At 53.1% G+C, this 22,252-nt stretch carries 16 protein-coding genes; 6 read left to right on the top strand and 10 right to left on the bottom strand.

Going from position 1 to position 22,252, the window contains the following annotated elements:
- Positions 1-160: 160 nt before the first annotated feature.
- Both HPS53_RS03480 and HPS53_RS03485 read right to left on the bottom strand, forming a co-directional pair.
- Entirely contained in the window at positions 161-1,192 is a 1,032-nt protein-coding gene (locus HPS53_RS03480) for a site-specific integrase (protein WP_216651877.1), read from the bottom strand.
- Complete coding sequence (locus HPS53_RS03485; RefSeq protein ID WP_172204390.1) at positions 1,189-1,902, bottom strand: Sir2 family NAD-dependent protein deacetylase; 714 nt, start codon at positions 1,900-1,902, stop codon at positions 1,189-1,191. Before HPS53_RS03485 ends, HPS53_RS03480 begins: the two co-directional genes overlap by 4 nt.
- Before the next feature lie 418 nt (positions 1,903-2,320).
- Here HPS53_RS03485 and HPS53_RS03490 point away from each other — a divergent pair, with 418 nt between their 5' ends.
- Positions 2,321-5,809 carry a DEAD/DEAH box helicase gene (locus HPS53_RS03490; RefSeq protein ID WP_172204392.1) on the top strand — a complete coding sequence of 1,163 codons (3,489 nt, stop codon included), beginning with the start codon at positions 2,321-2,323 and terminating at the stop codon, positions 5,807-5,809.
- A gap of 149 nt (positions 5,810-5,958) precedes the next feature.
- Positions 5,959-6,960, top strand: a complete 1,002-nt coding sequence (locus tag HPS53_RS03495) for an ABC transporter ATP-binding protein (protein WP_172204394.1) — start codon at positions 5,959-5,961, stop codon at positions 6,958-6,960.
- Here HPS53_RS03495 and HPS53_RS03500 read toward each other — a convergent pair.
- The 6 genes from HPS53_RS03500 to HPS53_RS03525 all read right to left on the bottom strand — a co-directional run bounded on the left by HPS53_RS03500 (position 6,936) and on the right by HPS53_RS03525 (position 11,734).
- Entirely contained in the window at positions 6,936-7,337 is a 402-nt protein-coding gene (locus HPS53_RS03500; protein WP_172204396.1) for a GtrA family protein, read from the bottom strand. The two genes, HPS53_RS03495 and HPS53_RS03500, sit on opposite strands and share 25 nt — an antisense overlap.
- Positions 7,338-7,384: 47 nt before the next feature.
- Positions 7,385-8,326 (bottom strand): glycosyltransferase family 2 protein, encoded by a 942-nt coding sequence (locus HPS53_RS03505; RefSeq protein WP_172204398.1) that lies wholly within the window; start codon positions 8,324-8,326, stop codon positions 7,385-7,387.
- Entirely contained in the window at positions 8,323-9,108 is a 786-nt protein-coding gene (locus tag HPS53_RS03510; protein ID WP_172204400.1) for a polysaccharide deacetylase family protein, read from the bottom strand. The genes HPS53_RS03505 and HPS53_RS03510 overlap by 4 nt, the downstream gene beginning before the upstream one ends.
- A 231-nt stretch (positions 9,109-9,339) precedes the next feature.
- Entirely contained in the window at positions 9,340-10,533 is a 1,194-nt protein-coding gene (locus HPS53_RS03515) for a hypothetical protein (RefSeq protein ID WP_172204402.1), read from the bottom strand.
- Between the two features lie 45 nt (positions 10,534-10,578).
- A complete protein-coding gene (locus HPS53_RS03520; RefSeq protein ID WP_172204404.1) occupies positions 10,579-11,229 on the bottom strand; it encodes a hypothetical protein in 651 nt (216 codons plus the stop codon).
- The gene (locus HPS53_RS03525) at positions 11,219-11,734 is read right to left on the bottom strand and encodes an RNA polymerase sigma factor (RefSeq protein WP_172204406.1); all 516 of its coding nucleotides are present in this window, start codon (positions 11,732-11,734) and stop codon (positions 11,219-11,221) included. Before HPS53_RS03525 ends, HPS53_RS03520 begins: the two co-directional genes overlap by 11 nt.
- 874 nt (positions 11,735-12,608) lie before the next feature.
- On the opposite strand from HPS53_RS03525, the gene HPS53_RS03530 reads away from it, so the two are divergent.
- Together HPS53_RS03530 and HPS53_RS03535 are read left to right on the top strand one after the other, a co-directional pair.
- Positions 12,609-12,974 (top strand): subtilase, encoded by a 366-nt coding sequence (locus HPS53_RS03530; RefSeq protein WP_104369151.1) that lies wholly within the window; start codon positions 12,609-12,611, stop codon positions 12,972-12,974.
- Between the two features lie 9 nt (positions 12,975-12,983).
- Positions 12,984-15,389 (top strand): polysaccharide lyase family 1 protein, encoded by a 2,406-nt coding sequence (locus HPS53_RS03535; RefSeq protein ID WP_172204407.1) that lies wholly within the window; start codon positions 12,984-12,986, stop codon positions 15,387-15,389.
- Between the two features lie 277 nt (positions 15,390-15,666).
- On the opposite strand, the gene HPS53_RS03540 is transcribed toward HPS53_RS03535, so the two are convergent.
- The gene (locus HPS53_RS03540; protein WP_172204409.1) at positions 15,667-16,824 is read right to left on the bottom strand and encodes a glycosyltransferase family 1 protein; all 1,158 of its coding nucleotides are present in this window, start codon (positions 16,822-16,824) and stop codon (positions 15,667-15,669) included.
- Between the two features lie 174 nt (positions 16,825-16,998).
- On the opposite strand from HPS53_RS03540, the gene HPS53_RS03545 reads away from it, so the two are divergent.
- A complete protein-coding gene (locus HPS53_RS03545; RefSeq protein ID WP_172204411.1) occupies positions 16,999-18,219 on the top strand; it encodes a glycosyltransferase family 87 protein in 1,221 nt (406 codons plus the stop codon).
- A gap of 2 nt (positions 18,220-18,221) precedes the next feature.
- On the top strand, positions 18,222-20,207 hold the full coding sequence (locus HPS53_RS03550) for an LTA synthase family protein (RefSeq protein ID WP_172204413.1): 1,986 nt from the start codon (positions 18,222-18,224) through the stop codon (positions 20,205-20,207).
- Positions 20,208-20,375: 168 nt separating this feature from the next.
- Here the strand turns inward: HPS53_RS03550 and HPS53_RS03555 are convergent, their stop codons facing one another.
- Positions 20,376-22,229, bottom strand: a complete 1,854-nt coding sequence (locus HPS53_RS03555) for an LTA synthase family protein (protein ID WP_172204415.1) — start codon at positions 22,227-22,229, stop codon at positions 20,376-20,378.
- Between the last annotated feature and the right edge of the window lie 23 nt (positions 22,230-22,252).

Below are 22,252 nucleotides of genomic sequence, written 5' to 3' on the forward strand. Positions count from 1 at the left end.
ACACATGAGAATCATTTGGGAAGTATACTCATCGGTACTACCTGATTTTAATTGTTCGGGATAACATTTGATTCGTATAGTAAGAGTACGTTTCGGCTGTTGGTGTTGTGCGGCATCCTCTTTTTCTTTTTGACGATATATGAATTACATGCCGGATGCGTCATATCGCTTTTATTATTTTCATGTTGGCACGGTCAATTACTTCTGAGTCTATCGTGTCCAGATATATTAGTGTGGTGTTTTGTGAGTGATGTCCCATACTGTCGCTTATCACATAAAGTGGTATGTTCATGTTCTTTGCCATGCTGGCCCATGAGTGCCGCGCGGCATACATGGTGATGCCATTGGTTATTCCGAGTATGGCGGCAATGTTTTTGAGTTGGTAGTTCACCTTCCATTGCACGCTTTTATACCGTCGCAGCCTTCCTGTTTTCGGGTCTACGGCTATCGGCAGGAGGAAATCATCGTTCCCCGGCACTTTTTCTTTATGCCTGCTGTAGTGACGTTCCACTATGTCCTGCATACATTTTTCCCATTTAACCCTTATGCGCTGTCCTGTTTTCTTTCTCGTGTATACAAGTTCACCGTTTCGGATGTTCGAATGCCGCAGCGCGGCCATGTCGGCAAACGACATTCCTCTGGTGTATAGACTGAACATAAACATGTCTCTTGCGAATGCCATCGCATCCGATTTCGGCTCGAGACGCTTCATTGCCCTGAGCGCCTCTATGGTGAGTGCCCGCTTTCGGGTTTTGGCGATGCCCGTATATACGTTTCTGAATGGTTTTATGTCAATGGCTTTTCCCTTTGTTACAGCCTTATTGTACACAGCGCGCAGCACCCGCATGTAGAATGATACGGTATTGAGGCTCAGCCCTTTTTGCCGTAGGAACTGTTCGTATCTTTTTGTCGTGTCGCAGGTAATGTTTCCGATGGCTATGTCCTTGCCGTTCATGAACTCCTTGAAACTACGTAAGGTGCTCATGTATGTCTCGGCGGTTCGTTCCCGTCCCTCGGCAAGCAGTTCTTCTGTTATGTTTCTCATAAATGGGAGCAGGCGCTCATCCGACTTGCTTCTCGTGCTTTTAGGCCGTATGCAGAGTCCGTTGTCATCGTCTATTCTTATCACGAGTTCCCTGTCCGGCAGTTTTTCCATGCCCGTTGGCAGTTCAATTCTTATTCTGAACATCATTCAGTGCTTGTCGCCAATATATTCATAAGTTCCCGCATGCCTTCCGACGCACCTTTGTGTATGTGGGTAATGTTTGATCTCGATGGTGCGGCTACAGGTTTGGGGTCTATCAGATATATGGGAACTCCCCGTCTTACGAAATCCACCAGTCCGGCCGCCGGATATACGTTGAGTGACGTGCCGATGATGATGAATATGTCTGCCTCGGCCGCTTTGTCGGCGGCGATGCTTATCATAGGTACGCTTTCGCCGAAGAAAACGATGAAGGGGCGCAGTAATGAGCCGTCACCGGCCGTTGTACCGGGTTCCACACGATAGTTGTCTGCCGTGAGGGTCACATGAAACCGCGGATTGTCAACGTCGCGGCTTGAACACATCTTCATCAGTTCGCCGTGCAGATGTATCACTTCCGACGAACCGGCCTGCTCGTGCAGATTATCCACGTTTTGGGTGACAACAGTCACGTCATAGTCACGTTCCAATTCCGCCACCAGCCTGTGGCCGTCGTTCGGGCTTGTCTTTATCAGTTCGGCCCGTCGCGAGTTGTAAAACTCTGTCACCAGTTCGGGGGCGGCGAGCCATCCCTCGTGCGATGCTACCTGTTGGACTGGATATTTGTTCCATAGTCCGCCTGCGTCCCTGAACGTGCTTATTCCGCTTTCTGCCGACATTCCGGCACCTGTGAGCAGTGTGATTTTCTTTCTTCCCATGTTATTGTTTTCTTGTTGTCAATAATGATAATAGATCTCAAATGTGTGGTAAAGTTATAACAAAAGGCTCGTTTCGGCAATATTATAAAGTATTTTTTGACTTGTAGTCACGTATTTATGCCGTGTGACTGTCTGATGCGGTATGGATTGTGCCGTATGACGCCAGTGTCCATAAACCGGTTGTATATAACGGTAATGAAACAATATGGCCTGTATTTCGGAATGTAATGTTTTTTTTATTTGGATGTAGACAAAAAGGTATTGTTGTCCCGTGCCATGGCGCGGAGAATTGTTTGTCATCAAGCATGGGATGTAAGCGAAACGATATTGCTGTCTTATGCCACGATAAAACGGTTGTGAATATAAAGTTGTCTTTTCTTGTTTACGTTATTGTCTTGTTTTTCGTATCTTTGCATTTATGAATGTTGTCACTCCCGAAGAATTGTTCGACAGTTGTCATGAAATGGCCGTTGCTTGCGGGCGGCAGGGTATTACCGTGAATATGCGTATGCGTGAGACGCTTGTAATGGCATGCGCTGCGGCATCGCCGGAAGGTTCGTGCTTCGGAAACGTGTTCTCCCAGGTAGACCGCCTGTGCCGTATGTATGGCGTTTCCGAGGATGACCGCAGGGAGATACAGACCGCCCGGCGTCATTCCAACAGTAAGGATATTATTCCTGATGAAGACTTGATGTACGATATCCGTGCTCTTTGCGTGTTCGTTTCCGCTGTCTTCGGGGTTGATATTCCGTCGCGTCTCACTGCCGTCATACCGCGCATAGGGCGCAAACGTGCCGTCAATACGGCCGTAGACCTTCCCTATATTCGCTGCGTTGTTGTCGAATTCGACAGCGAAAGGATTGTTGTTGTCACAGACAGCGCCGACGGAGGGCATACGGTGGGAGTGGGCTATGGCAGCAAGGACCATGGTGTGGATATGTCTTATTTGCGAAAACTGCTGCGTCCCGGAATGCAACTGAACCTGCTTGACTGTCGTACATCGGGAGACATGATAACGCCGGGACTGATAGTGGTAGAGCCGGACTTTCTTGTCGACATCAGCTCTGTGGCCGCTTGTTTCACTGACTACGGTCATCATCCTCTTGCATACACTATCAACAGGATGCGGAAGAAGGTCCCTTCCCAGGCTATACAACTGGGAAATCTTGCCGGAGATATTCTTGACGGCGTATTGAACGATGCCGGTTTCGATTTCAAGGAAATATTTTCCGGTTTTTGCCGGCAGCGGTCGCTGTCGTTTTGCGCCGACGGTTCTTTAAGCATGGCGGACTTGAAAGACAAGGCCCGCTTGCAGGCCGAAAACATAAAACAGGCTGTCGGGGCTTTGTTCGGTAGAGATGCGAACGGCCGCCGGCGGCCGTTCGACATTTCGAAGGTAGTGGTGGAGCCGTCTTTTGTGTGCGAACGTCTCGGCATTCAGGGGCGTGTAGACCTCATGACCGCCGATCTTCAATTGCTTGTGGAGCAGAAGTCCGGAAGAAACGGAAAGATAGAAAGTTTGCTTTCGGGCGGTGGTCGGCTTATGGGGAATAGCGGCATAAGGTGTCGCGGGGAGCATAATGACGGGTCTTCAGCTTCTTCTGCGGTACACTCTTTGCGCTCACCGAAAGACAGCATTTCCCATCTCGAACCACACTACGTCCAATTGCTTCTTTACTTTGGCGTGTTACGTTGTAATTTCGGGCTTAAAGACCGTGACATATCGTCCTTTTTGCTCTATTCGGGTTATCCGGCACGTGACGGTCTGCTTTATGTCAACTATTTCCATGCACTGTTCAACGAAGCCATAGCCTTGCGCAACCGTATTGTAGCGGGCGAGTTGTTTGTCGCTCGGGGCGGTATCGGCAATATATTGCGTCATCTGTCGGCAGATACAATCAACGAACGTGGGATGAAAAACAGGTTTTTCGAGCTTTACATCCGTCCGCAGACTGAGGAGGTTACGGATCCGTTGCATGCCATGCCGCCGCTCGAACGGGCGTACTTCGAGCGTATGATGACTTTCGTGTATCGCGAACAGCTTGTCGCAAAGACCGGTGGTTTCGAGGAAATAACAAGGAGTGCCGCCGACCTTTGGAACTTGCCTGTATACAAAAAGCAGGAGATGGGAAACATTATAACCGGCATGAGGATTGCGGATGCCGGCACATCTGAAGACAACGGGCAGACATTTAAAACACTGACATTCTCTTATCCCGATCAGGGAGATGACTTCATGCCTAATTTCAGACGCGGCGACATGGTGTATATATACGGCTATGACCGTGAGCCTGATGTGTGCGGCAGTCTGCTGCATACCGCCACGGTGGAGCGGCTTGGTGGCAATGATGTTACGGTAAGGCTTGTAAACAGGCAGAGAAGCGCGTCTTTGTTCGATGGCAAGACATTTGCCATGGAGCACATGGCAAGCGATTCAGGAACATCGTGTGCCATACGTGCTCTGCATACATTTATTACTGCGCCCGAAGAGCGGCGCAGCCTGTTGCTCGGCCGTCGTGAACCGGTGTCTGACAACACTGTCTGTCTTACCAGGAAATACCACCCTCACTACGATCAAGTGCTGCTTTCCGCTTTCCGTTCGCAAGACTTTTTCCTGCTTGTCGGCCCTCCGGGAACAGGCAAGACGTCCATGGCTCTGCGTTTCATGGTAGAGGAAGAGATTGCCAGGGGTACATGCGGAGTGCTTCTCACTGCGTATACCAATATGGCGGTAGACGAGATTTGCGCTATGCTGAATGATGCGGGAATAGGATTTTTGCGTATAGGCGGCGAGAGTTCGTGTGACGAACGTTTCCGTGACAGGCTTTTTGAGAATGCCGTCGGCGGTCTCGACACCGTGGAGAATATGCGCGATGCCGTGCGTTCGGTTGCTGTCATTGTCGGTACCACGTCAATGTTGCAGTCGCGTCCGTCCGTGTTTGGCCTGAAACACTTCTCCCTTGCCATTGTCGACGAGGCGTCGCAGATACTCGAACCGGCGCTTATAGGCATATTGTCGGCGCACGACGGAGCGGGACGTTGCTGCATAGACCGCTTTATTCTTGTGGGAGACCATAAGCAGTTACCTGCCGTGGTTCAGCAAAGTGAAACTGATTCGCGGGTAGACGACCCTCTGCTTCATGGCATCGGGCTGACCGACTGCCGAAACTCGTTGTTCGAGCGATTGATGAACATAGAGCGGCGCGGCGGCCGTAAGTGTTTTGTCGGACTTTTGGACAGGCAGGGTCGTATGCACCCTGATGTGGCGCGGTTTGCCGAAACCATGTTCTACACCGGGGAGAACCTGCGGCCTGTGCCCCTTTCTCACCAGCTTGAGGCCTCGCTCGGTTATGACCTTCCGGCAGAGGATGCCATGGACGGACTTTTGAAAGTACGTAGAATGATATTCATCCCTGTTGAGGATGACAACGCCGGCCGGCTTTCCGACAAGGTGAATGTGGCCGAGGCCGACATGGCGGCCGACATCGTGCGTCGCATATATCGCTTTTACGGAGAGCGCTTCGACCCTGATAAGACGATAGGAGTCATTGTGCCTTACCGCAATCAGATAGCCATGATACGCCGTAGGCTGGCCGCTCTCGGCATATCGGCCCTTGACCGGATATCCATTGATACGGTGGAGAGATTTCAGGGCAGTCAGCGCGATGTGATAATATATTCGTTCACCGTGCATCGCCGCAGCCAGCTGGCATTCCTCACTGCCAACACTTTCATCGAGAACGGCCGTGTGATAGACCGTAAACTGAACGTGGCCGTCACCCGTGCCCGCCGTCAGATGATAATCACGGGCAATCCGGCGCTGCTCGGCGGGAATGCCGTTTTCGCCTCATTGATGCGTGCCTGTGCGTGGCCTGAGTCTTGCAATGGCCGGGAAATGGCAAAATAGGAAAAAAATATCGGTCGGCAGCATTTGGTAATAGATATTTATCACTAACTTTGCAGAGCATAATATAGTCCGAATGAGATGGCGAAAAACAAGTTTGTTTGTTTTTTTTATATCTTGAAAGAACCGATCGGAATCATAATAAAGCATCAATGACCATTACTCTCAAAGACCTCACCATAGGATACCGCACGGGAGCGACATCGAAAACAGTGGCGAAAGACCTCAACGGAGAGATACGTGCCGGTGAGTTGACATGCCTGCTCGGTGCCAACGGCGTGGGCAAGAGCACGCTGCTGCGCACGCTGTCGGCCTTTTTGCCGAAGCTCGGCGGCACGGTGATTGTTGACGGGAGAGACATCACCGGATTTAAGGACATGGAACTGGCGCGCCATATCGGCGTGGTTCTCACAGAGAAACCCGATATAAGCAATATGACGGTGCGCGAGTTGGTGGCTTTGGGTCGTTCGCCCTATACAGGATTTTGGGGTACATACAGTACCGGCGATCTCGAAATCGTTGACCGTGCGATAGCCATGACGGGCATAGAGGAACTTTCCGGCCGCATGACAGACACCCTCAGCGACGGCGAGCGGCAGAAGACGATGATAGCCAAGGCCATAGCCCAGCAGACACCGATAATCATCCTTGACGAGCCTACGGCCTTTCTCGACTTTCCGAGCAAGGTGGACACCATGCGGTTGCTGCACCGTGTGAGCCGCGAGACGGGCAAGACGATATTCATGTCGACACACGATCTCGAACTGGCTCTTCAGATATCGGACACCGTATGGCTCATGGAGCGTGGCCGGGGCATTGTAAGCGGCACTCCCGAAGACCTGTCGATAGACGGCAGCCTGTCGGAGTTCTTTGCCGGGCGGGGCATCTCTTTCGATACCGATACGGGGTTGTTTCGTGCCGACACGCCGATAGCCACATGCGTGACCGTTCTCGGTGCCTACACCGTGCGCCGCAAGATGGCGGTGAAGGCGTTGAAAAGAAACGGCATCGGCGTTGCCGGATGTCAGCCTGCCGATGTTCGTATAGAAGTAAGAGACGATTGTTTTGTCGTGGCTCATGCCGCCGGCGAGACTGCCGTTGCCACTATACGGGAGCTGATACTCTCGCTTCAGGCCTTGCGCTTGTGCAGGTAGACGAAGTGGAGGATGAGGAAATTTATAGGCACCACCACTATCATCACCAACACGGGAGCCATCAGTTCGCCCGCTCCGAGTATGAAGAATGCGTGAAGCAACGCTATTTCGAGCAGATAGTTGAGCGCGTGGCTCGCCGCGAATCCAGCTGCGTTTTTCTTCGACGGCTGTTGCCTGAACGTGAAAAACGTGGTCATGCCGTAGTTGCATACCAATCCGACGAGATAGCCGGCGGTGTATGACAGCGTGGGGTTGAGTATCGACAGCGCCACGCAGTATATCACATAGTGAATGAGCGACGACACGGTGCCCGTCACCCCGAAGCGGAATATCCGCCAGAACTCGGTCCTGATTTTCCCTTTCGCGTTTTCTTTCATCTTCCGCCGGTTTTGTTGTCTGTTACCGATATGCCTGTTCCCGGTTCTCAGTCGAGTGTCTCCTTGATGTTATATAGCGGCCTGTTCTTTACCTCTTTGTATATTTTTCCTATGTAAACGCCTATGACACCTATTGAGATGAGTACCATTCCTCCTACAAACCATATACTAAGTATCAGCGATGACCATCCTGGCACGGCCGTGCCGGCGATGAGTGCGTGCAGCACATAGATGCCTATCAGCATGCTGATGATTATGAATACCACGCCGAGCCACACTATGCCGTATATCGGTTTTACCGAGAACGACGTTATTCCGTCGAGCGCCAGGCCGAGCATCTTGCCCAGTGTGTATTTCGACGAGCCGGCCTCACGCTCGCTTATCACGTCGTCTACCGTTGCCGATTGCAGTCCTATCAGCGGGATGAGGCCGCGCAGGTAAACATTTCGTTCGCCGTATCCGGCCAGCATGTCGAGCGCCCGGCGGCTCATAAGCCTGAAGTCGGCATGGTTGTATATACATTCCACGCCCATGCCGCTTTGCAGTTTGTAGAACGTCACTGCCGAGAGGCGTTTCATCAGCGGGTCGGCGTCACGCTTCACCTTTACTCCGTAGACTATGTCGTTGCCCTCCTTGAAGAGCTTTATCATGCGGGGAATGGCGTCGAGATCGTCTTGCAGGTCAGCGTCGACGCTGACAACAATGTCGGCTCTGCACCGAGCCGACATCAATCCGGCCATAAGCGCGTTCTGGTGGCCCACGTTGCGGGCGAGGTTGAGGCCTTTTATCCTGTTGTCGGCGGCGTGCAGCCGCTCGATGATTTGCCATGTGCGGTCACGGCTTCCGTCGTTCACGAAGAGCACGAAGCTGTCTACGCCGATTTCTCCCGATGCCGTGAGGCTGTCCAACAGGTCCGTCAGCCGGCGGGCAGAGCTTTCGAGCACTTCCTCCTCGTTATAGCAGGGAGACACTATTGCCAGTTTGGTCATGATCGGTTTGTTTTTAAATTCACGAACTCGGTGTATGTGATGAATTGCCGTCCGTCTGCTTTTAGCATCTTGACGAGCCTGTCGAGACGTTCCGTCATGCGGCGCCCGCTGTTGTTGCGGATGATGAACGGCATGCGGAACTCGGGGTGTTCTTTAAGGTCGTAGAACTCCCACGGGTGGAAGTAGGTCACGAAATACCCGTCGTGGCGCAGCACACGGCGCGTGAGCGAGTGGTATAACCGCTCGGGCAGGTTGTGCAGCGAGAGCCAGAAGAGCGGGAAGCGGAGCCACGGTGTGACCGAGGCCGGTATCTGCATCACGCCGTCGCGCATGAAATACGTGCGCGGGGCGGAGAGGTGCATGTATCTGCCGGGAATGAAAGCGGGATTTAACGACGAGTTGTATTTATACCCCATGCGGGTCAGTTCGCTGTCGCTCACTGGGAACATTCTCGGCTGCCGGTAGCCGTTCATCGTCCGTCCGGTGATTTTTTCGAGTATCCTCTTGGAGCGTTCCACGTCTGTGGCCGCCGGTTTCCAGTGGTCGCAACCGTGGCATGCCACCTCGTGTCCCTCTTCGATGATGCGCCGCATGGTCTCGGGGGCGTTCTCGGCGAAGTTGGACGTGCAGAAGAACGTCGCTTTAACTCCGTTTTCTTTCAGGCAGTCGAGTATGCGGCGCGTACCCTCCACGGATACTTTCATGCCCTCTTCGAGCGTGAAGTCCACCCCATGTTCGCGAGGAACGTCAAACTCTTCGGTGTCAAAACTGAGTAATATCATTGCCGTGTTCTATTTGGTTACGCTGCAAAATTACTGAAAATAATCGGAGTTTTGATCATGTCGGATGCGTAAATGTGAAATGGCGGATGTGAAATTGGGAAAAATGCAAATGTTATTAAACGGACGAGAGGTAAAAAGTGGTGCCCCGACCACCTTTTACCTCTCGTCCGTTTAATCTGTTTTACGTCGGTTGTCCCGCGTCTGCCATACGGCGTTTGCCATGTCTTTTTTCTATTCGTCGATGCTTTCGGCAAACTTGTCTATTAGCGACTGCATCTTTTTCATTATGTCTTCCATCTGTTGGTGCAGCCGGTCGATGCGTTTCTGTGCTGTCTTTTTGTTGTCGTGGTCGGCTGGCATGCTGTTGCGGATGTCCCTAATCTGAACTTTTATGTCGGAAATCATATTTCTGTAAAGTATTATCGATGCTCTCATCTTGTTCATTTTTTCTTCATCCGACTCTTTGTCTTTCACTACCGGGACGATGCCGCCGATGTTGTTGCGCCTGTTAATGTATTCGTTCACTATGCGGGAGTATTCCCCTTGGTTTTGTATGTTATAGTGACCGTTATGTACCGTCATGTAGACCGTAAAGTCGGGAATGAAGTATATGTCTATCCATGCCGTGCAAAGCTCGTTGCCCGGGAATATGGCGCGTATGCGGCCGGATTTGATATTGTCGAGTTCTGTCTCGAAACGGAACTTCTTGTTCACCACCGGTACACACGCGACAATGTCGTTGTCGGCTATAACGTCATCGTCGTCGGCAATGTAAATATTGTAGCACGAGTCGGCAATGGCTTCGTCTACGGTGCCCTCGATGACAAACTTGCCGCTTCTCTTCGTTACGCCGGCCGCGGGAGTTATCCCCGGATAGGTTATGTAGCCGTTGTATTTGATTTCTTTATCATTTTCAATGTCGGGGCGGGCAGAGGTGATTATGAATATCTTTCCTTTCCTTACGTCTTTCCCGTTGTCGAGCACGAGCGCATAGCAGTCACGCAGCGACGGGTTGTCGGGATTTTTGGTGTTGAGCATCCACAGTTCGTCTCCCGGTTTCTCGCGCAATACCAGCTGCCCGCTGCCCATGCTGATCACTTCATTCGGCTTGTCGCCCGGGGCTATGTGGATATACTGGTAGCCGCAGTCCTTGTCTTTCTCGAATGCCTCTATGACTTTTTGCAGCAGCTTGTCGCCGGCTTTTACCGTGATGCTTGTTCCCTTATACATCTCTTTCAGCAAGCCGGTATTCGGGTCGACGTCTTTCTTTACGGACATGGCTTTCTCGTTGCCGCCTTTCGTGCAAAGGTCGTTAAGGGCCTTTTTCAGGTTCTCGGGCACTTTTGCCGGCGCGTTAATCTCCGCCGAACTTGCCGCCATGCTTATGCCGCAAGCGATGAGCAGCATGATGATTGTCTTTTTCATATCAATATTGTTTTAGTTGTTTTTTAATTAAATTACAGGCTCCCGTTATATGTTTGCCATTTGTTCCATGTTGTACTTCGCTATTTCCACTTCCAGTCTCATCCTTGCCAGACAGGCTTTCGCTGACAGCCGCCTTATCTGTTCTATTTCCTCGGCCGTGTACTCGAAGTTCTCCCGGTTGGTGATTGGCAGGTCAGCCTCGGATATTATCCTGTCCGGTGAGGCTCCGTCTATGCTTATTGCCGCAGGCATCGGCCCGGTGATATTCCGTCTTGCGGCCTTGGCGGGTGCCTCGGCCTGTCTGCTGTCGCTGCTGGTGTGTGGCGTTCGGGTTTCCGAGCGCTTCGGCGCCGGCTTTTTCTTTACGGCCGGTGAGGCCGTGGCCGTCAGGTTGTTTTCTTTCCGTATGTCTGCCGTCGGTGCCGGCTGCCGTGGCGGTTGCGCGCTTACGGTGTCTGTCACCGGTGCTTTCCGGGCCGTGGCGGTGTCGCCGTTCTTGGGCGGCGTGAGGAATATCACGAGTATTCCGGCCGCGCAGGCTGCGGCAATCCACGGCATGAGGCGTGCCCGCCGGGGCTTGGCCATGCGCCTTGCCCTGTCTGTAATCTTCTCTTTGAGGTCTTCCGATGCGTGAAAATCGCACCGCGGACCGAGCAATTGCTCCACGTCCTTAAAGTCATAGCGGTTATCCTTCATTGTTGTGCTCCTTTCTTAATCGTTGTTGTATATGCGTGATTGCGTATCGGTAGCGCGACTTTACGGTCGCTTCGGGTACTTCCGTGAGTTCGGCTATCTGCCGGAAGGTAAGGTTGTCGTAGCATTTCAGCCTCACGGTCTCCGCCTGTTCGGGCGGAAGGGAGTCGAGCAGGCGGTTAATTCTCGTGAACTCATCGTGTATCTGCCGGTCGGTCTCGGTCACGGGGATGTCCCGCATGTCGTCTATCTGTATGTGGTTCTGCTTCCGCCGCCGGTGATAGTCGGTGCAGGCGTTGCTTACGCTCCTTATCATATAACGGTCGATGTCTTTGATGTCCTTGTCTTTCTTCATCTTGCAGAATATCGACATGAACACCTCCTGCACTATGTCTTCGGCGTCTTCACGCCGCCCGACGCGCATATATGCAAATCGGAACAGCCAGTCTTGCCGTTCGGCAATGAGGCTCTCGAACCTTTTCATGTGCTGTTCGCTGTCGGTGCTCATCTGTTTTCGGTGTTCGTTGTTTTTTTAAGGCGCTTCTATTCTTACAGACGCAAAGAAACGAAAATATATTTAATGGCGGCATGTTTTTTTTCAAATATTTCCGAATAATCCGCAATACGGCGTGTTTGGGATTATAGAAAACACATAGCGAGCCCTATAAATGATATGGATCCTTTTCCTGAATCTATGATTTTTTATGCCAGTGCCTACCGTGCCAATGTGCGTGTTCATGGTGGCATGGTAGGAAAATGTAATGATAAAGTCACGTATTTAACACTTTGTTTTCTGTTGAAACAGAGAACGAATACAATACGCACCGCTATATGCAATGCGATATGCCGCTTTTCGCCATAGACGAAAAGCGGCGTTTTTTCCGCAACGGGATGCCCGTTGGATCGCGTTGGGTTGCCAATCGCGTCGCGTTCGGTGTCCCGTTGGCTTGCGTTTAGCGTCTGAATGCGAGGCAACGGGACGCTGAATGGAAAAAATAGTGAGGGTAGGTGGGGTAGGTTTGGTAGGGGAAGTAGGTGTGGTAGGCGTATCAAGCTGATGCACAGATACTTGCGGAAGGCGGCTCATAATTCGCCTATTTCCGGCCTTTGGCTTTTAATTTTGAAACGGGCGAAATATGGATAGCGTTTTGTAAATATTATTCCTGAAAGGACGGGATGCTCCCTGTTGGTACATGTCTGATCAGGCCGCATGGCAACGTTGTGTAAGCGATATGGCGTATAACTGTTGTTTGTGAAAGAATATTGGCGAGGCGTAATCGTTTGCGTGCAGAAACTTATTATATTATGTAAATATATCAATTTAAATGACGTATATTTGTCAGGTAAACTGTTTTTTGACAATCTATTTAACATTAACCTGTATGAAAAAGAATTACATGCTTTCATCATGTCTCGCCATGCTTGCCCTTGCGGGACAGGCCGATACCGGCGGGACAGTCACCGTGGGCGGCTCTGCCGTAGAAGGGTTTGTGACACGTATTACATTTGATGGCGACAACGCCGCGCTGCTCTTTGACGACGGCAGGACGATGGCCGCAGACATGTCCCAGGTGAACATAACCTTATCTTACGATGCCGAAGACACGTCGATCAGCGATGTGGATGCCGCATCGGGCAGTACCGCCCGCAGGATATATACCATCGGCGGACAGTATGCCGGAGACTCGCCCGAGGGGTTGCCAAAAGGCGTATATATCGTGAATGGAAAGAAAATGATAATCAAATAACCCGCAATCATGAAAAGACATATACATACTACTATTATATACGGTGCGGCCATGCTGTTGATGATGCTCATGCCATATATGGCGGTGGCGCAGACATGGGATTTCTCGTATGTGAGCGGTGCCGACAAGGCCAATCTGGCTGCCGATGCCGCCGGTTGGGAGCACGAGTTGAGTAGCAGCAACGACAGGTACAAGAACAGGACGACATACGCCGCGGAGCCGTTGAGAGCCAACGGTGCCGAACTTGAATTTACGAAAGGGCTGGCTGTCACGGCCGATGTCGCCGACGCTGTGCGGGTGGACATCAAGGGAAAGCGCATGGCTATGAACAAGGTGATGAAAATCACCATATCCGGTCTCAGGAAAGGAATGACGCTTACCATGAACTGCAAGACATCGAGCAAGACGGCGGCACGAGGGATAAACGCGACCAACCTTACGCCCGTGTCGGGATATTTCGGGACGACGACAATTGACGACCAGACAAACGTGGGCACGGTGACGGAAGATGGTGACGTGACACTGGAAAACACCGGCGGGATGTATGTTTACAGCATCGCCGTGACCGACGGACAGGGCGGAGGACAAGGCGGGACGACAACACCCGGCGACCACTCCGTGACGCTAAACACGGCGAAAAACCAGGCACGGCTGACCACGGCGGGAAACGTGATAAAATACTACGACACGGAGAATATAGGCTCGATAGACATCGACAGGCAGGCCGGCACCGTCACCGTGACGCCCAAAGCGGCCGAATGGACCGACGTGTACACCAAGAGCGTGAGCGACATAGCATTCTCGAAAGCCGCGGATCAGGGCCAGAGCGGAGACATTCAGAACGGCGGCGTGAAGATAACCGAGGCACGGGGCTGGAACGAGTCGCTGTATGTCAGGTGGGACATATACGACGGTGCCACGGCGTATAACGTGTACGTCAAGGGCGGCAAGCATGCCGACTACACGAAAATAGACACCGAACTGGTGAGAAACTACGGCACATACGGACGTGCCGACGTGCCGGGACTGACCGCTGGAACGGGATATGCCGTGAAGGTGGTGCCGGTGGCGGGCGGCAGCGAAGACGCAACCAAGGCCAGCGTGGCAGCCAACATCACCGTGAACGCATACGACCGCTCGGGCTTCGCGCACTTCAATAACACGGGAGTGGGAGCATATAACGACGATGGCACACTGAAAACAGATGCCCGTGTGATATATGTCACGGCGCAGACGGCAAAGACCGTGCGGCTCGACGTAATCACAGGCAGCAACGAGAAGAAAGAGACTTTCACCGGGTTGCAGGCCATAATCAACGCATATCAGAAAGGACTTGAGACACGCCCGCTCGCAGTCCGCTTCATAGGACAAATCAAAGATACCGACATGGATGCTTTCGGAAGCAAGTCGGAGGGACTGCAAATAAAGGGCCGGAACAACACCATACCGATGAACATCACCGTAGAGGGCGTGGGCGACGATGCCACCGTGTGGGGATTCGGATTCCTGCTGCGCAACGCCGTGAGCGTGGAGCTGCGCAACTTCGCCATAATGCTCTGCATGGACGACTGCGTGTCGATAGACACGAACAACAAATACTGCTGGATCCACCACCTCGACCTCTTCTACGGAAAGACAGGAGGAGACAGCGACCAGGCCAAGGGCGACGGAACGATAGACGTAAAAGGCAACTCGCAGTATGTCACGATATCATACAACCACATGTTCGACAGCGGCAAGTCGTCGCTCTGCGGAATGACGGGCGAGAGCGGACCGAACTATATCGACTATCATCACAACTGGTTCGACCATAGCGACTCGCGCCATCCGCGTGTCCGCACGATGACCGTTCACGTGTGGAACAACTACTATGACGGCTGCTCCAAGTATGGCGTGGGAGCCATGATGGGGTCGAGCGTCTTCGTGGAGAGCAACTATTTCCGCCATACCAAGAACCCGATGCTCATCTCCAAGCAGGGAACGGATGCCAAAGGAGACGGCACTTTCAGTGGCGAGAACGGCGGAATGATAAAGAGTTTCGGCAATGTGTATGCCGAAAAGGGAACCGGTGCCAACTATACGCCGGTCACACACAAGGCGAGTGCCGCCAATTTCGACTGTTATGAGGCAGATACACGTGACGAGCAGGTGCCCGCTTCGTTCAAGACCGTTGCCGGCGGAACGACATACGACAACTTCGACACCGACAGCAAGCTGATATACGAATACACTCCTCTGCCGGCCACCGACGTTCCTGCCGCGGTGACCGGTTACTACGGGGCCGGAAGAATGAACAAAGGCGACTTCAAGTGGACGTTCGACAACGCCACTGCCGACACCGATTATGGCGTGGTGAAAGCTCTGAAAGCTGCCATCGAAAGCTATAAGAGCACGCTGGTGGGATGGTTTGAGTAAGTGTTTTCGGGATGTTTGAACGGAGACAGGGGGTTGTTTGGCGGTGCAATCGTTATTGCCCGATAGATTTTCGTTATTGCGGATAGAGTTTTTGAATATGTTCAGACACCATTGTACTGCCGGGCTTTAACTGATTGGTAATAGATAAACTACTGAACTACCTATATATGCAGACAGCGGCACACCGGGGATATTCCTTGTGTGCCGCTGTTATTTTCATGGTGATATGTAGCTTGATTTATCTTTCCGGCAGATAACGGACCGGCCGTGTATGTTTTCAACAGCCGGCCGATAGCTTGCCGTATGCCTTCATAAGGTCGGCAAGCAGCTTGTCGTCGGTGAATCGTTCGGCGTGTATTCTGCCCTCGTCGGCCATTCGACGGCGCAGGCCGGTGTCGTTCCACAGGAGTGACAGGGCATCGGCCATTTGCCTCTCGTCGTCAGGGTCGGTGTATATGGCGCCTTTGCCGCCGGCCTCTTCGAGGCACGAGCCGGTGCAACCGATTGCCGGAATGCCTGCGCTTGCGGCTTCGAGCAGCGGTATTCCGAAACCCTCGATGCGCGACGGGTAGACGAACGCGTCCGACAGCCTGTAGAATGCGGGCAGGTCGGCATACGGCACGTTGTTGTGGAACGTGAAAGAGTCAGCCAGTCCGTTGCCGGCGAGAAACTCCTTGATCTTGTCCTCGTATGGCGTGTGACGTCCGACGGCAACCACCCTGATGCTCTCAGCGTCCCGGTTGCCGTCGTTTCTCATCGCGGCGAGCGCCCGTGCCACGACCATCAGGTTCTTGCGTTCCTCTATGCTGCCTACGTAAAGGATAAATCTGTCGGGCAGCCGGTATCGCTCTTTCACTTCCGACAGGGTCTCACGGGCTATCTCTTTCGAGAAAACAGGGTCGCAACCCTGATATACCACGTCTATCTTCTCGGCCGGTGTGCCGTAGTTACGGATGATTTCCCTTTTCGTGTATTCGCTGACGGCTATGATCCTGTCCGCCATCCGGCACGCCCTCTTGAACTTATAGCCGTATATCCATCGGTCGATGGGGTGGTAATACTGCGGGTGACTGATGAAAATCAGGTCGTGGATAGTCACTATGCTCTTACAACCGGCACGTCTGATGTTCAGCGGCAGCTCGTTGCTCAGCCCGTGGAAAATGCCGATGCCGTGGCGACGAACATCCTTTGTCACGCCCAGCACCCGCCATGCGGAGCGCAGCCTGCGCCATATACCGGTCGCGGGGAAGTGCAGTCTGAGTGCCGTGAGTGTCGGGATCTCGTTCAGGTAGGGTGTGCGCCTCTCGTCGGGGATATACAGGTGATATTCGTTTTCAGGCTCATATTGCGATAACAGTCTGAGCACGAACCTGCTGTAATTTCCTAATCCGGTGCGGTTCTGTGCCGCCCGCTTGGCGTCAAATCCTATTCTCATTCTCAGTAAGCGTTTTATTTTTCGGCAAATCTAAGTAAAAAAAACGACATGCGGTATCCCGATGTTCAAAAAAATGGGCGTAAAGGCGAAATAACCCGATATATTTGGCCGTTCATTCCGTTTTCGCTAATTTTGCACGTACTTAAGAATTTATGTGATAACAAAACGATGGTGATGAGTAATCTGCCGGCGTCGGTGAGGCGTTTTTTCGGCAAACCGTTTTTCAGCGACCCGCGCGTCCTTTGCGGGCTGTGGCTTCTTCTGCCTGTCATATCGGGCTTGTTGAAGATAAACAAGTGCAATAACTTTCTGATATTCAAGGGTGTTTTCGTGCATACATGGAACGGGACGCCGCTATATGAGCCGTATCCGGCGGAGTATTTCGACCTCAATCATTACGGGCCGCTGTTCAGTATGGTGATAGCTCCGTTTGCCGTTCTTCCGCATCCGGCGGGCCTCATACTCTGGCTTACGGTCATGTCTGTTCTCCTTTACTATGCGGTCGGACGGCTGTCGCTGCCATGGGGCAAGCTGGTATTCATCTACTGGTTCTGCGCCCACGAGTTGCTCACGGCCCTGTTCATGAGCCAGTTCAACATAGCCATCGCCGCAATCATCATCGGCTCGTTCTGCTGCATACAGCGGGGGCGCGATGCCACGGCCGCGTTTCTCATCCTGCTTGGCACGTTTGTCAAGCTCTACGGGATAGTGGGACTGGCGTTTTTCTTTTTCTCCCGCGACAAATCGCGCTTCATCCTGTCGTTTGTCGGGTGGTCGGCGCTGCTCTTTGTGCTGCCGATGGCCATCAGCAGTCCGGAGTATATAGTGGAGCAATACCGTGAATGGGCGCTCTGTCTTGGCGAGAAGAACTCTGAAAACCTGCTTAGCGGCGGGCAGAACATATCGTTGCTCGGCCTTGTGCGCAAGCTGACCGGATGCCTGTCGTATTCCGACCTGTGGCTTATCGTGCCCGCACTGGCCGCTTTCGCACTTCCTTATTTGCGCATAGGGCAATACCGAAACCTCGCTTTCCGCCATGCCTTACTTGCTTCCGTGCTGCTGTTTGTGGTGCTGTTCAGCACCGGCAGCGAGTCGAGCTCATACATCATAGCGTTGCTTGGAGCGGCGATATGGTATGTGTCGGCTCCGTGGAAGCGCGGCCGGGCGGACATCGCGCTGATGGTTTTCGCCTTCATACTCACCAGTATGTCGCCGTCCGACCTGTTCCCGGCTTTCATCCGCAAGACATACGTGCAGCCATATGCCCTCAAAGCGTTGCCTTGCGTGCTGATATGGCTGAAACTCGTGTATGAGATGATGACGCGCGACTATGCCGGGATGCCCGTGGCCGGCAACTTGCCAAAAGGAGACATGCAACCCGATAAAAGACAATGAATATGAAACCGATTGTAAACAGCGGCGGCATTCTGCGCGCGCCGTTGAGCATGATGCTCAATCTCGCACTCGTATACGTGGCATACGGGATATGCCGTATAGCCTATTTGTTGGAGAATTGGAGCACGTTCGCTCCCAACCTGACATGGGGTGCCATGGCCGAGATATTGCGCGGCGGGTGGATGTTCGACACGTCGGCCATCCTGTATACAAACGCTCTGTATATCGTGATGATGATATTGCCGCTCCACTGGAAAGAGACGGCTGTCTGGCAGCGTGCGGCGCGCCTCGTGTTCATCGTTTTCAACGGCCTGTGCGTGGCCATTAACCTTGCCGACGCCGTGTATTTCAAGTATACCGGCCGGCGGACGACGGTAACCGTGTTTTCCGAGTTCGGCAACGAGGGCAACATGGGCAAGGTCGTGGCGGTGGAGTTCATGCGCCACTGGTATCTCGTGCTGCTCGCGGTGCTGGTCGTTTACGGGCTGTGGCGGCTTTACGTAAGTCCGGAAAAGGGAGTGCCCGAGGGGTTGCGCCGTCCTGTCAGATGGCGGAAAATGGCGGCATACTATGGCGTGAACACACTGTTTCTCGTACTTTTCGTGCCGCTCTGCGTATGCGGGATGCGCGGCGGAGCCACAACCGCCGTGCGGCCGATAACCATCAGCAACGCAAATCAGTATGTCGACAGGCCGCTGGAAGCAGCCCTGGTGCTCAACACTCCTTTCTCTCTGATACGGACGTTCAACAAACAGATATTCATCGTGCCCGATTATTATAGTCCGCAGGAGCTTGAACGGATATACTCGCCGGTGCACACGCCGCGTGCGGACGCCGCGGAGAGAAAGAAAAACGTGGTGGTGCTCATAGTGGAGAGTTTCGGACGGGAGTATATAGGCGGGTTCAACAAGTGGCTCGATGACGGCAAGTACAAAGGCTACACCCCGTTCACCGACTCGCTCATGCGGCACAGTGCCACGTGGATGTACTCATATTGCAACGGACGCAAGAGCATAGACGGCATGCCGAGCATACTATCCGGCATACCGATGTTCGTCGAACCGTTTTTCCTCACTCCATCATCAATGAACGATGTGAGCGGAATAGCGGGCGAATTGAAGAACAAGGGTTATTACTCGGCTTTCTTCCACGGGGCCGAGAATGGGTCGATGGGCTTCCAGGCCTTTGCCCGCACAACGGGATTTACCGACTATTTCGGGCGCACAGAGTTTAACGAGGACAAGCGCTTCCGCGGCGACGACGACTTCGACGGCACGTGGGCTATATGGGACGAGCCGTTCCTGCAATTCTATGCGTTGAAGATGTCGGAGTTCAGACAGCCGTTTGTGTCGGCCGTCTTCACCGCCTCCTCGCATCACCCCTATGCCGTGCCCGAAGAGTATAAGGATGTATATCCGGAAGAGGGCATCGTGATTCACAAGTGCATACGGTATACCGACAACGCCCTGCGCCGTTTTTTCGAGACGGCCCGCCGCCAGCCGTGGTACGAGAACACGCTCTTTGTCATCACGTCAGACCACACGAACCTGAGCGACCACGCCTATTACCAGACAGACCTCGGCGGTTTTTGCTCGCCTGTGATATTCTTCGACCCGGGCGGCGGCATAACTCCGGGCATGCGTGACGGCATAGCCCAGCAGACAGACATCATGCCAACGGTGCTCGGCTATCTGGGCTACGACCGGCCTTACGTGGCTTTCGGTTGCGACCTGCTTGCCACACCGGCCGCCGACACGTGGGCGGTGAACTATCTCAACGGTATATACCAGTATGTGAAGGGAGACTATCTGTTGCAGTTCGACGGCAGGAATACGAAGGCCGTATACCGCTATCGCACCGACTCGCTGCTCAAGGAAAACCTTGTAGGGCATGTGGCCGAACAGGGGCAGATGGAGCGTGAGGTGAAAGCAATCATACAACAGTATATGACCAGAATGGTGGAAAACCGTTTAAAGGTAGAAAGGTAAAAAGGTAGAAGAGTAAATAAGGTTTAAAAACTGCGTTTAAGCTAAACCGCACACCTCCGAAAGTTTTTAACTGCACCCCAAAAGTTATTTGTCTAACTTTTGGGGTGCAGTTTTTTATACATGGTGACTCTTACTTTTTACCTTTCTACCTTTTTACCTTTAAACAAATTATCTGTTTCCCAAGTCGTCATATATGCTTTGCATAACGGCTTTTCCAAGTTCGGCTCTTCTGTCGGCGGCCGTTTTGTCGCCGGATGTCGTTGCCGGTCGGTATTCCGATATCCTGTTTCCGATGATGTCGTATACGGTGTGTCCCGTACTGTCGGCAAAGCCGAAACCTTCCTTGAAAGTGAAGAACGCGAACGGGTAGCGGTATGCCGGGCTGAGCACGTCGCGGCTGAACGTATAGTCTTCGTGGCCGATGCCCAACTGTGAGAGCAGTGTGGCCGCCATGTCGCTCTGGTTCATGACGGTGCTTACCGTCTTATGCGCTTTCACGGCCCCGCCTATCCACAGCATGGTGTTGCGGTGGTGTTGCTCGTGGGTGATGTTAGCTGGATATTGGAAACCGTGGTCGGGTATGCAGATGATGAGCAGGTTGTCCCACAGCGGAGTCTTGCGCATGCGCTCCACGAACCGTCCGAGACACTCGTCCGTATATGCGAAAGCGTTTGGTATCTGCTCTTTGAGCCTGTTGTAAGGTACTTCGAACGGCTCGTGACTGCTCAGCGTGAGGAAACCGATGTGCCACGGGTGGTGCTTCTGCGCGCCGATGATGCTGAACAGACTGTCGAACGTCACTCCGTCGTCGGCTCCCCACGGGTTGTCTTTCTTCTTGTCGGCAGGGAAGTCGCTGTCGCTGATAATCGTGCCGTAACCGCCCGTGCGCAGATAGCTCTGCATGTTTGTGAAATTTATGTCGCCGCCGTACAGAAACGTGCTTCTGTATCCCTCGGCGTTGAGGCTGTTGGCTATGCAGGGCAGCGTGCGGCTCTTTATCGGCAGTTTCATCACCGAGAGGGTGGGGAACGCCGGATAGCCGCTCAGTGCCGACACCATGCCGCGGTCTGTGCGGAAGCTGTTTGAGTAGCAGCGGGTGAATATCACGCCCTCGGCGGCCAGCCGGTTGTAGTTGGGAGCGATGTCGGCTCGTCCGCCGACTGCCTCTACAATCTGCCCGCCGAAACTTTCCATCAGTATCAGCAGCACGTCCGGCCGTCGTGTGTTGAGCAGCGAGGCAGTGTCTGCGGGTGTCTGCGGGTAGAGGCCGCGGAAAAGACTTGCCCGCCGCGGCTCGTCGAAATATTCGAACTCGTCGGCATAATTCTCGGCCTTGCCCAGAGAGTAGAGCATACTGAACATCGGATTGACGGCAGAGTGGTTCAGATACTCGTCTTCGCTGAAATAAACCTTGCCTATGTTGGCCGTCGACTCGCCCAGTCCGCCGCGGATAGAAATGCCGAGCGGTATCATGAGCAGTATGAAAGAGAGGGTGGCGGTACATCGGCGGGCTGCCGTGACTCCGGTCATCGGCGGCATCATGCGAGGCGTGGCCTTGCGCAGGCAGAAGAATATGACGGCCGTGCATGCGGCAATAAGAACAAGGCGGACCAGAAGGTACCACACGGACACGCTGGCAAAGGCATCTTTCGGCGAGTCGATATAATAGAAAATGGTGGCGTCGAGCTTGAACTTCCAGAACGGATAGAGCGAGGTGTCGGCCACGAAGGCGAGTGCCGAGAGCACGGCCACGGGCAGATAGTAGAACGACGCGAGGCGGCGCAGCGGCAGCGGACGGCCTGTCCATACTGAAACAACGGTAATTAGCAGCGGCAATACTATGAGATAGCCTGTCACGGGGATGTCGAGCAACAGCCCGTGGGCAACGACGGCGAGCGTGTCGGCCGCTGAGTATGACGAGTCTTCGGCCTTGTCGAGCCACATGAACAGAGGCTTCTGCACTGCAAACATGGCGAGAATGACGGCGTATAACCTTATTATATATGTGAGTCTTGTCTTCATGCGTGCAAAAGTAAGAAGTTTTT

Origin of the sequence: Prevotella sp. PTAC, assembly GCF_013166535.1 — a bacterium.
Classification (GTDB): Bacteria; Bacteroidota; Bacteroidia; order Bacteroidales; family Bacteroidaceae; genus Prevotella.

What these genes read in the sequence shown, in the direction of transcription:
- HPS53_RS03505 (WP_172204398.1), bottom strand. Translation starts at nt 8,326, where the DNA reads ATGACCAAACTGGCAATAGTGTCTCCCTGCTATAACGAGGAGGAAGTG.
- HPS53_RS03555 (WP_172204415.1), bottom strand. Translation starts at nt 22,229, where the DNA reads ATGAAGACAAGACTCACATATATAATAAGGTTATACGCCGTCATTCTC.
- HPS53_RS03480 (WP_216651877.1), bottom strand. Translation starts at nt 1,192, where the DNA reads ATGATGTTCAGAATAAGAATTGAACTGCCAACGGGCATGGAAAAACTG.
- HPS53_RS03500 (WP_172204396.1), bottom strand. Translation starts at nt 7,337, where the DNA reads ATGAAAGAAAACGCGAAAGGGAAAATCAGGACCGAGTTCTGGCGGATA.
- HPS53_RS03545 (WP_172204411.1), top strand. Translation starts at nt 16,999, where the DNA reads ATGAGTAATCTGCCGGCGTCGGTGAGGCGTTTTTTCGGCAAACCGTTT.
- HPS53_RS03485 (WP_172204390.1), bottom strand. Translation starts at nt 1,902, where the DNA reads ATGGGAAGAAAGAAAATCACACTGCTCACAGGTGCCGGAATGTCGGCA.
- HPS53_RS03490 (WP_172204392.1), top strand. Translation starts at nt 2,321, where the DNA reads ATGAATGTTGTCACTCCCGAAGAATTGTTCGACAGTTGTCATGAAATG.
- HPS53_RS03525 (WP_172204406.1), bottom strand. Translation starts at nt 11,734, where the DNA reads ATGAGCACCGACAGCGAACAGCACATGAAAAGGTTCGAGAGCCTCATT.
- HPS53_RS03550 (WP_172204413.1), top strand. Translation starts at nt 18,222, where the DNA reads ATGAAACCGATTGTAAACAGCGGCGGCATTCTGCGCGCGCCGTTGAGC.
- HPS53_RS03495 (WP_172204394.1), top strand. Translation starts at nt 5,959, where the DNA reads ATGACCATTACTCTCAAAGACCTCACCATAGGATACCGCACGGGAGCG.
- HPS53_RS03510 (WP_172204400.1), bottom strand. Translation starts at nt 9,108, where the DNA reads ATGATATTACTCAGTTTTGACACCGAAGAGTTTGACGTTCCTCGCGAA.
- HPS53_RS03520 (WP_172204404.1), bottom strand. Translation starts at nt 11,229, where the DNA reads ATGAAGGATAACCGCTATGACTTTAAGGACGTGGAGCAATTGCTCGGT.
- HPS53_RS03535 (WP_172204407.1), top strand. Translation starts at nt 12,984, where the DNA reads ATGAAAAGACATATACATACTACTATTATATACGGTGCGGCCATGCTG.
- HPS53_RS03540 (WP_172204409.1), bottom strand. Translation starts at nt 16,824, where the DNA reads ATGAGAATAGGATTTGACGCCAAGCGGGCGGCACAGAACCGCACCGGA.
- HPS53_RS03515 (WP_172204402.1), bottom strand. Translation starts at nt 10,533, where the DNA reads ATGAAAAAGACAATCATCATGCTGCTCATCGCTTGCGGCATAAGCATG.
- HPS53_RS03530 (WP_104369151.1), top strand. Translation starts at nt 12,609, where the DNA reads ATGAAAAAGAATTACATGCTTTCATCATGTCTCGCCATGCTTGCCCTT.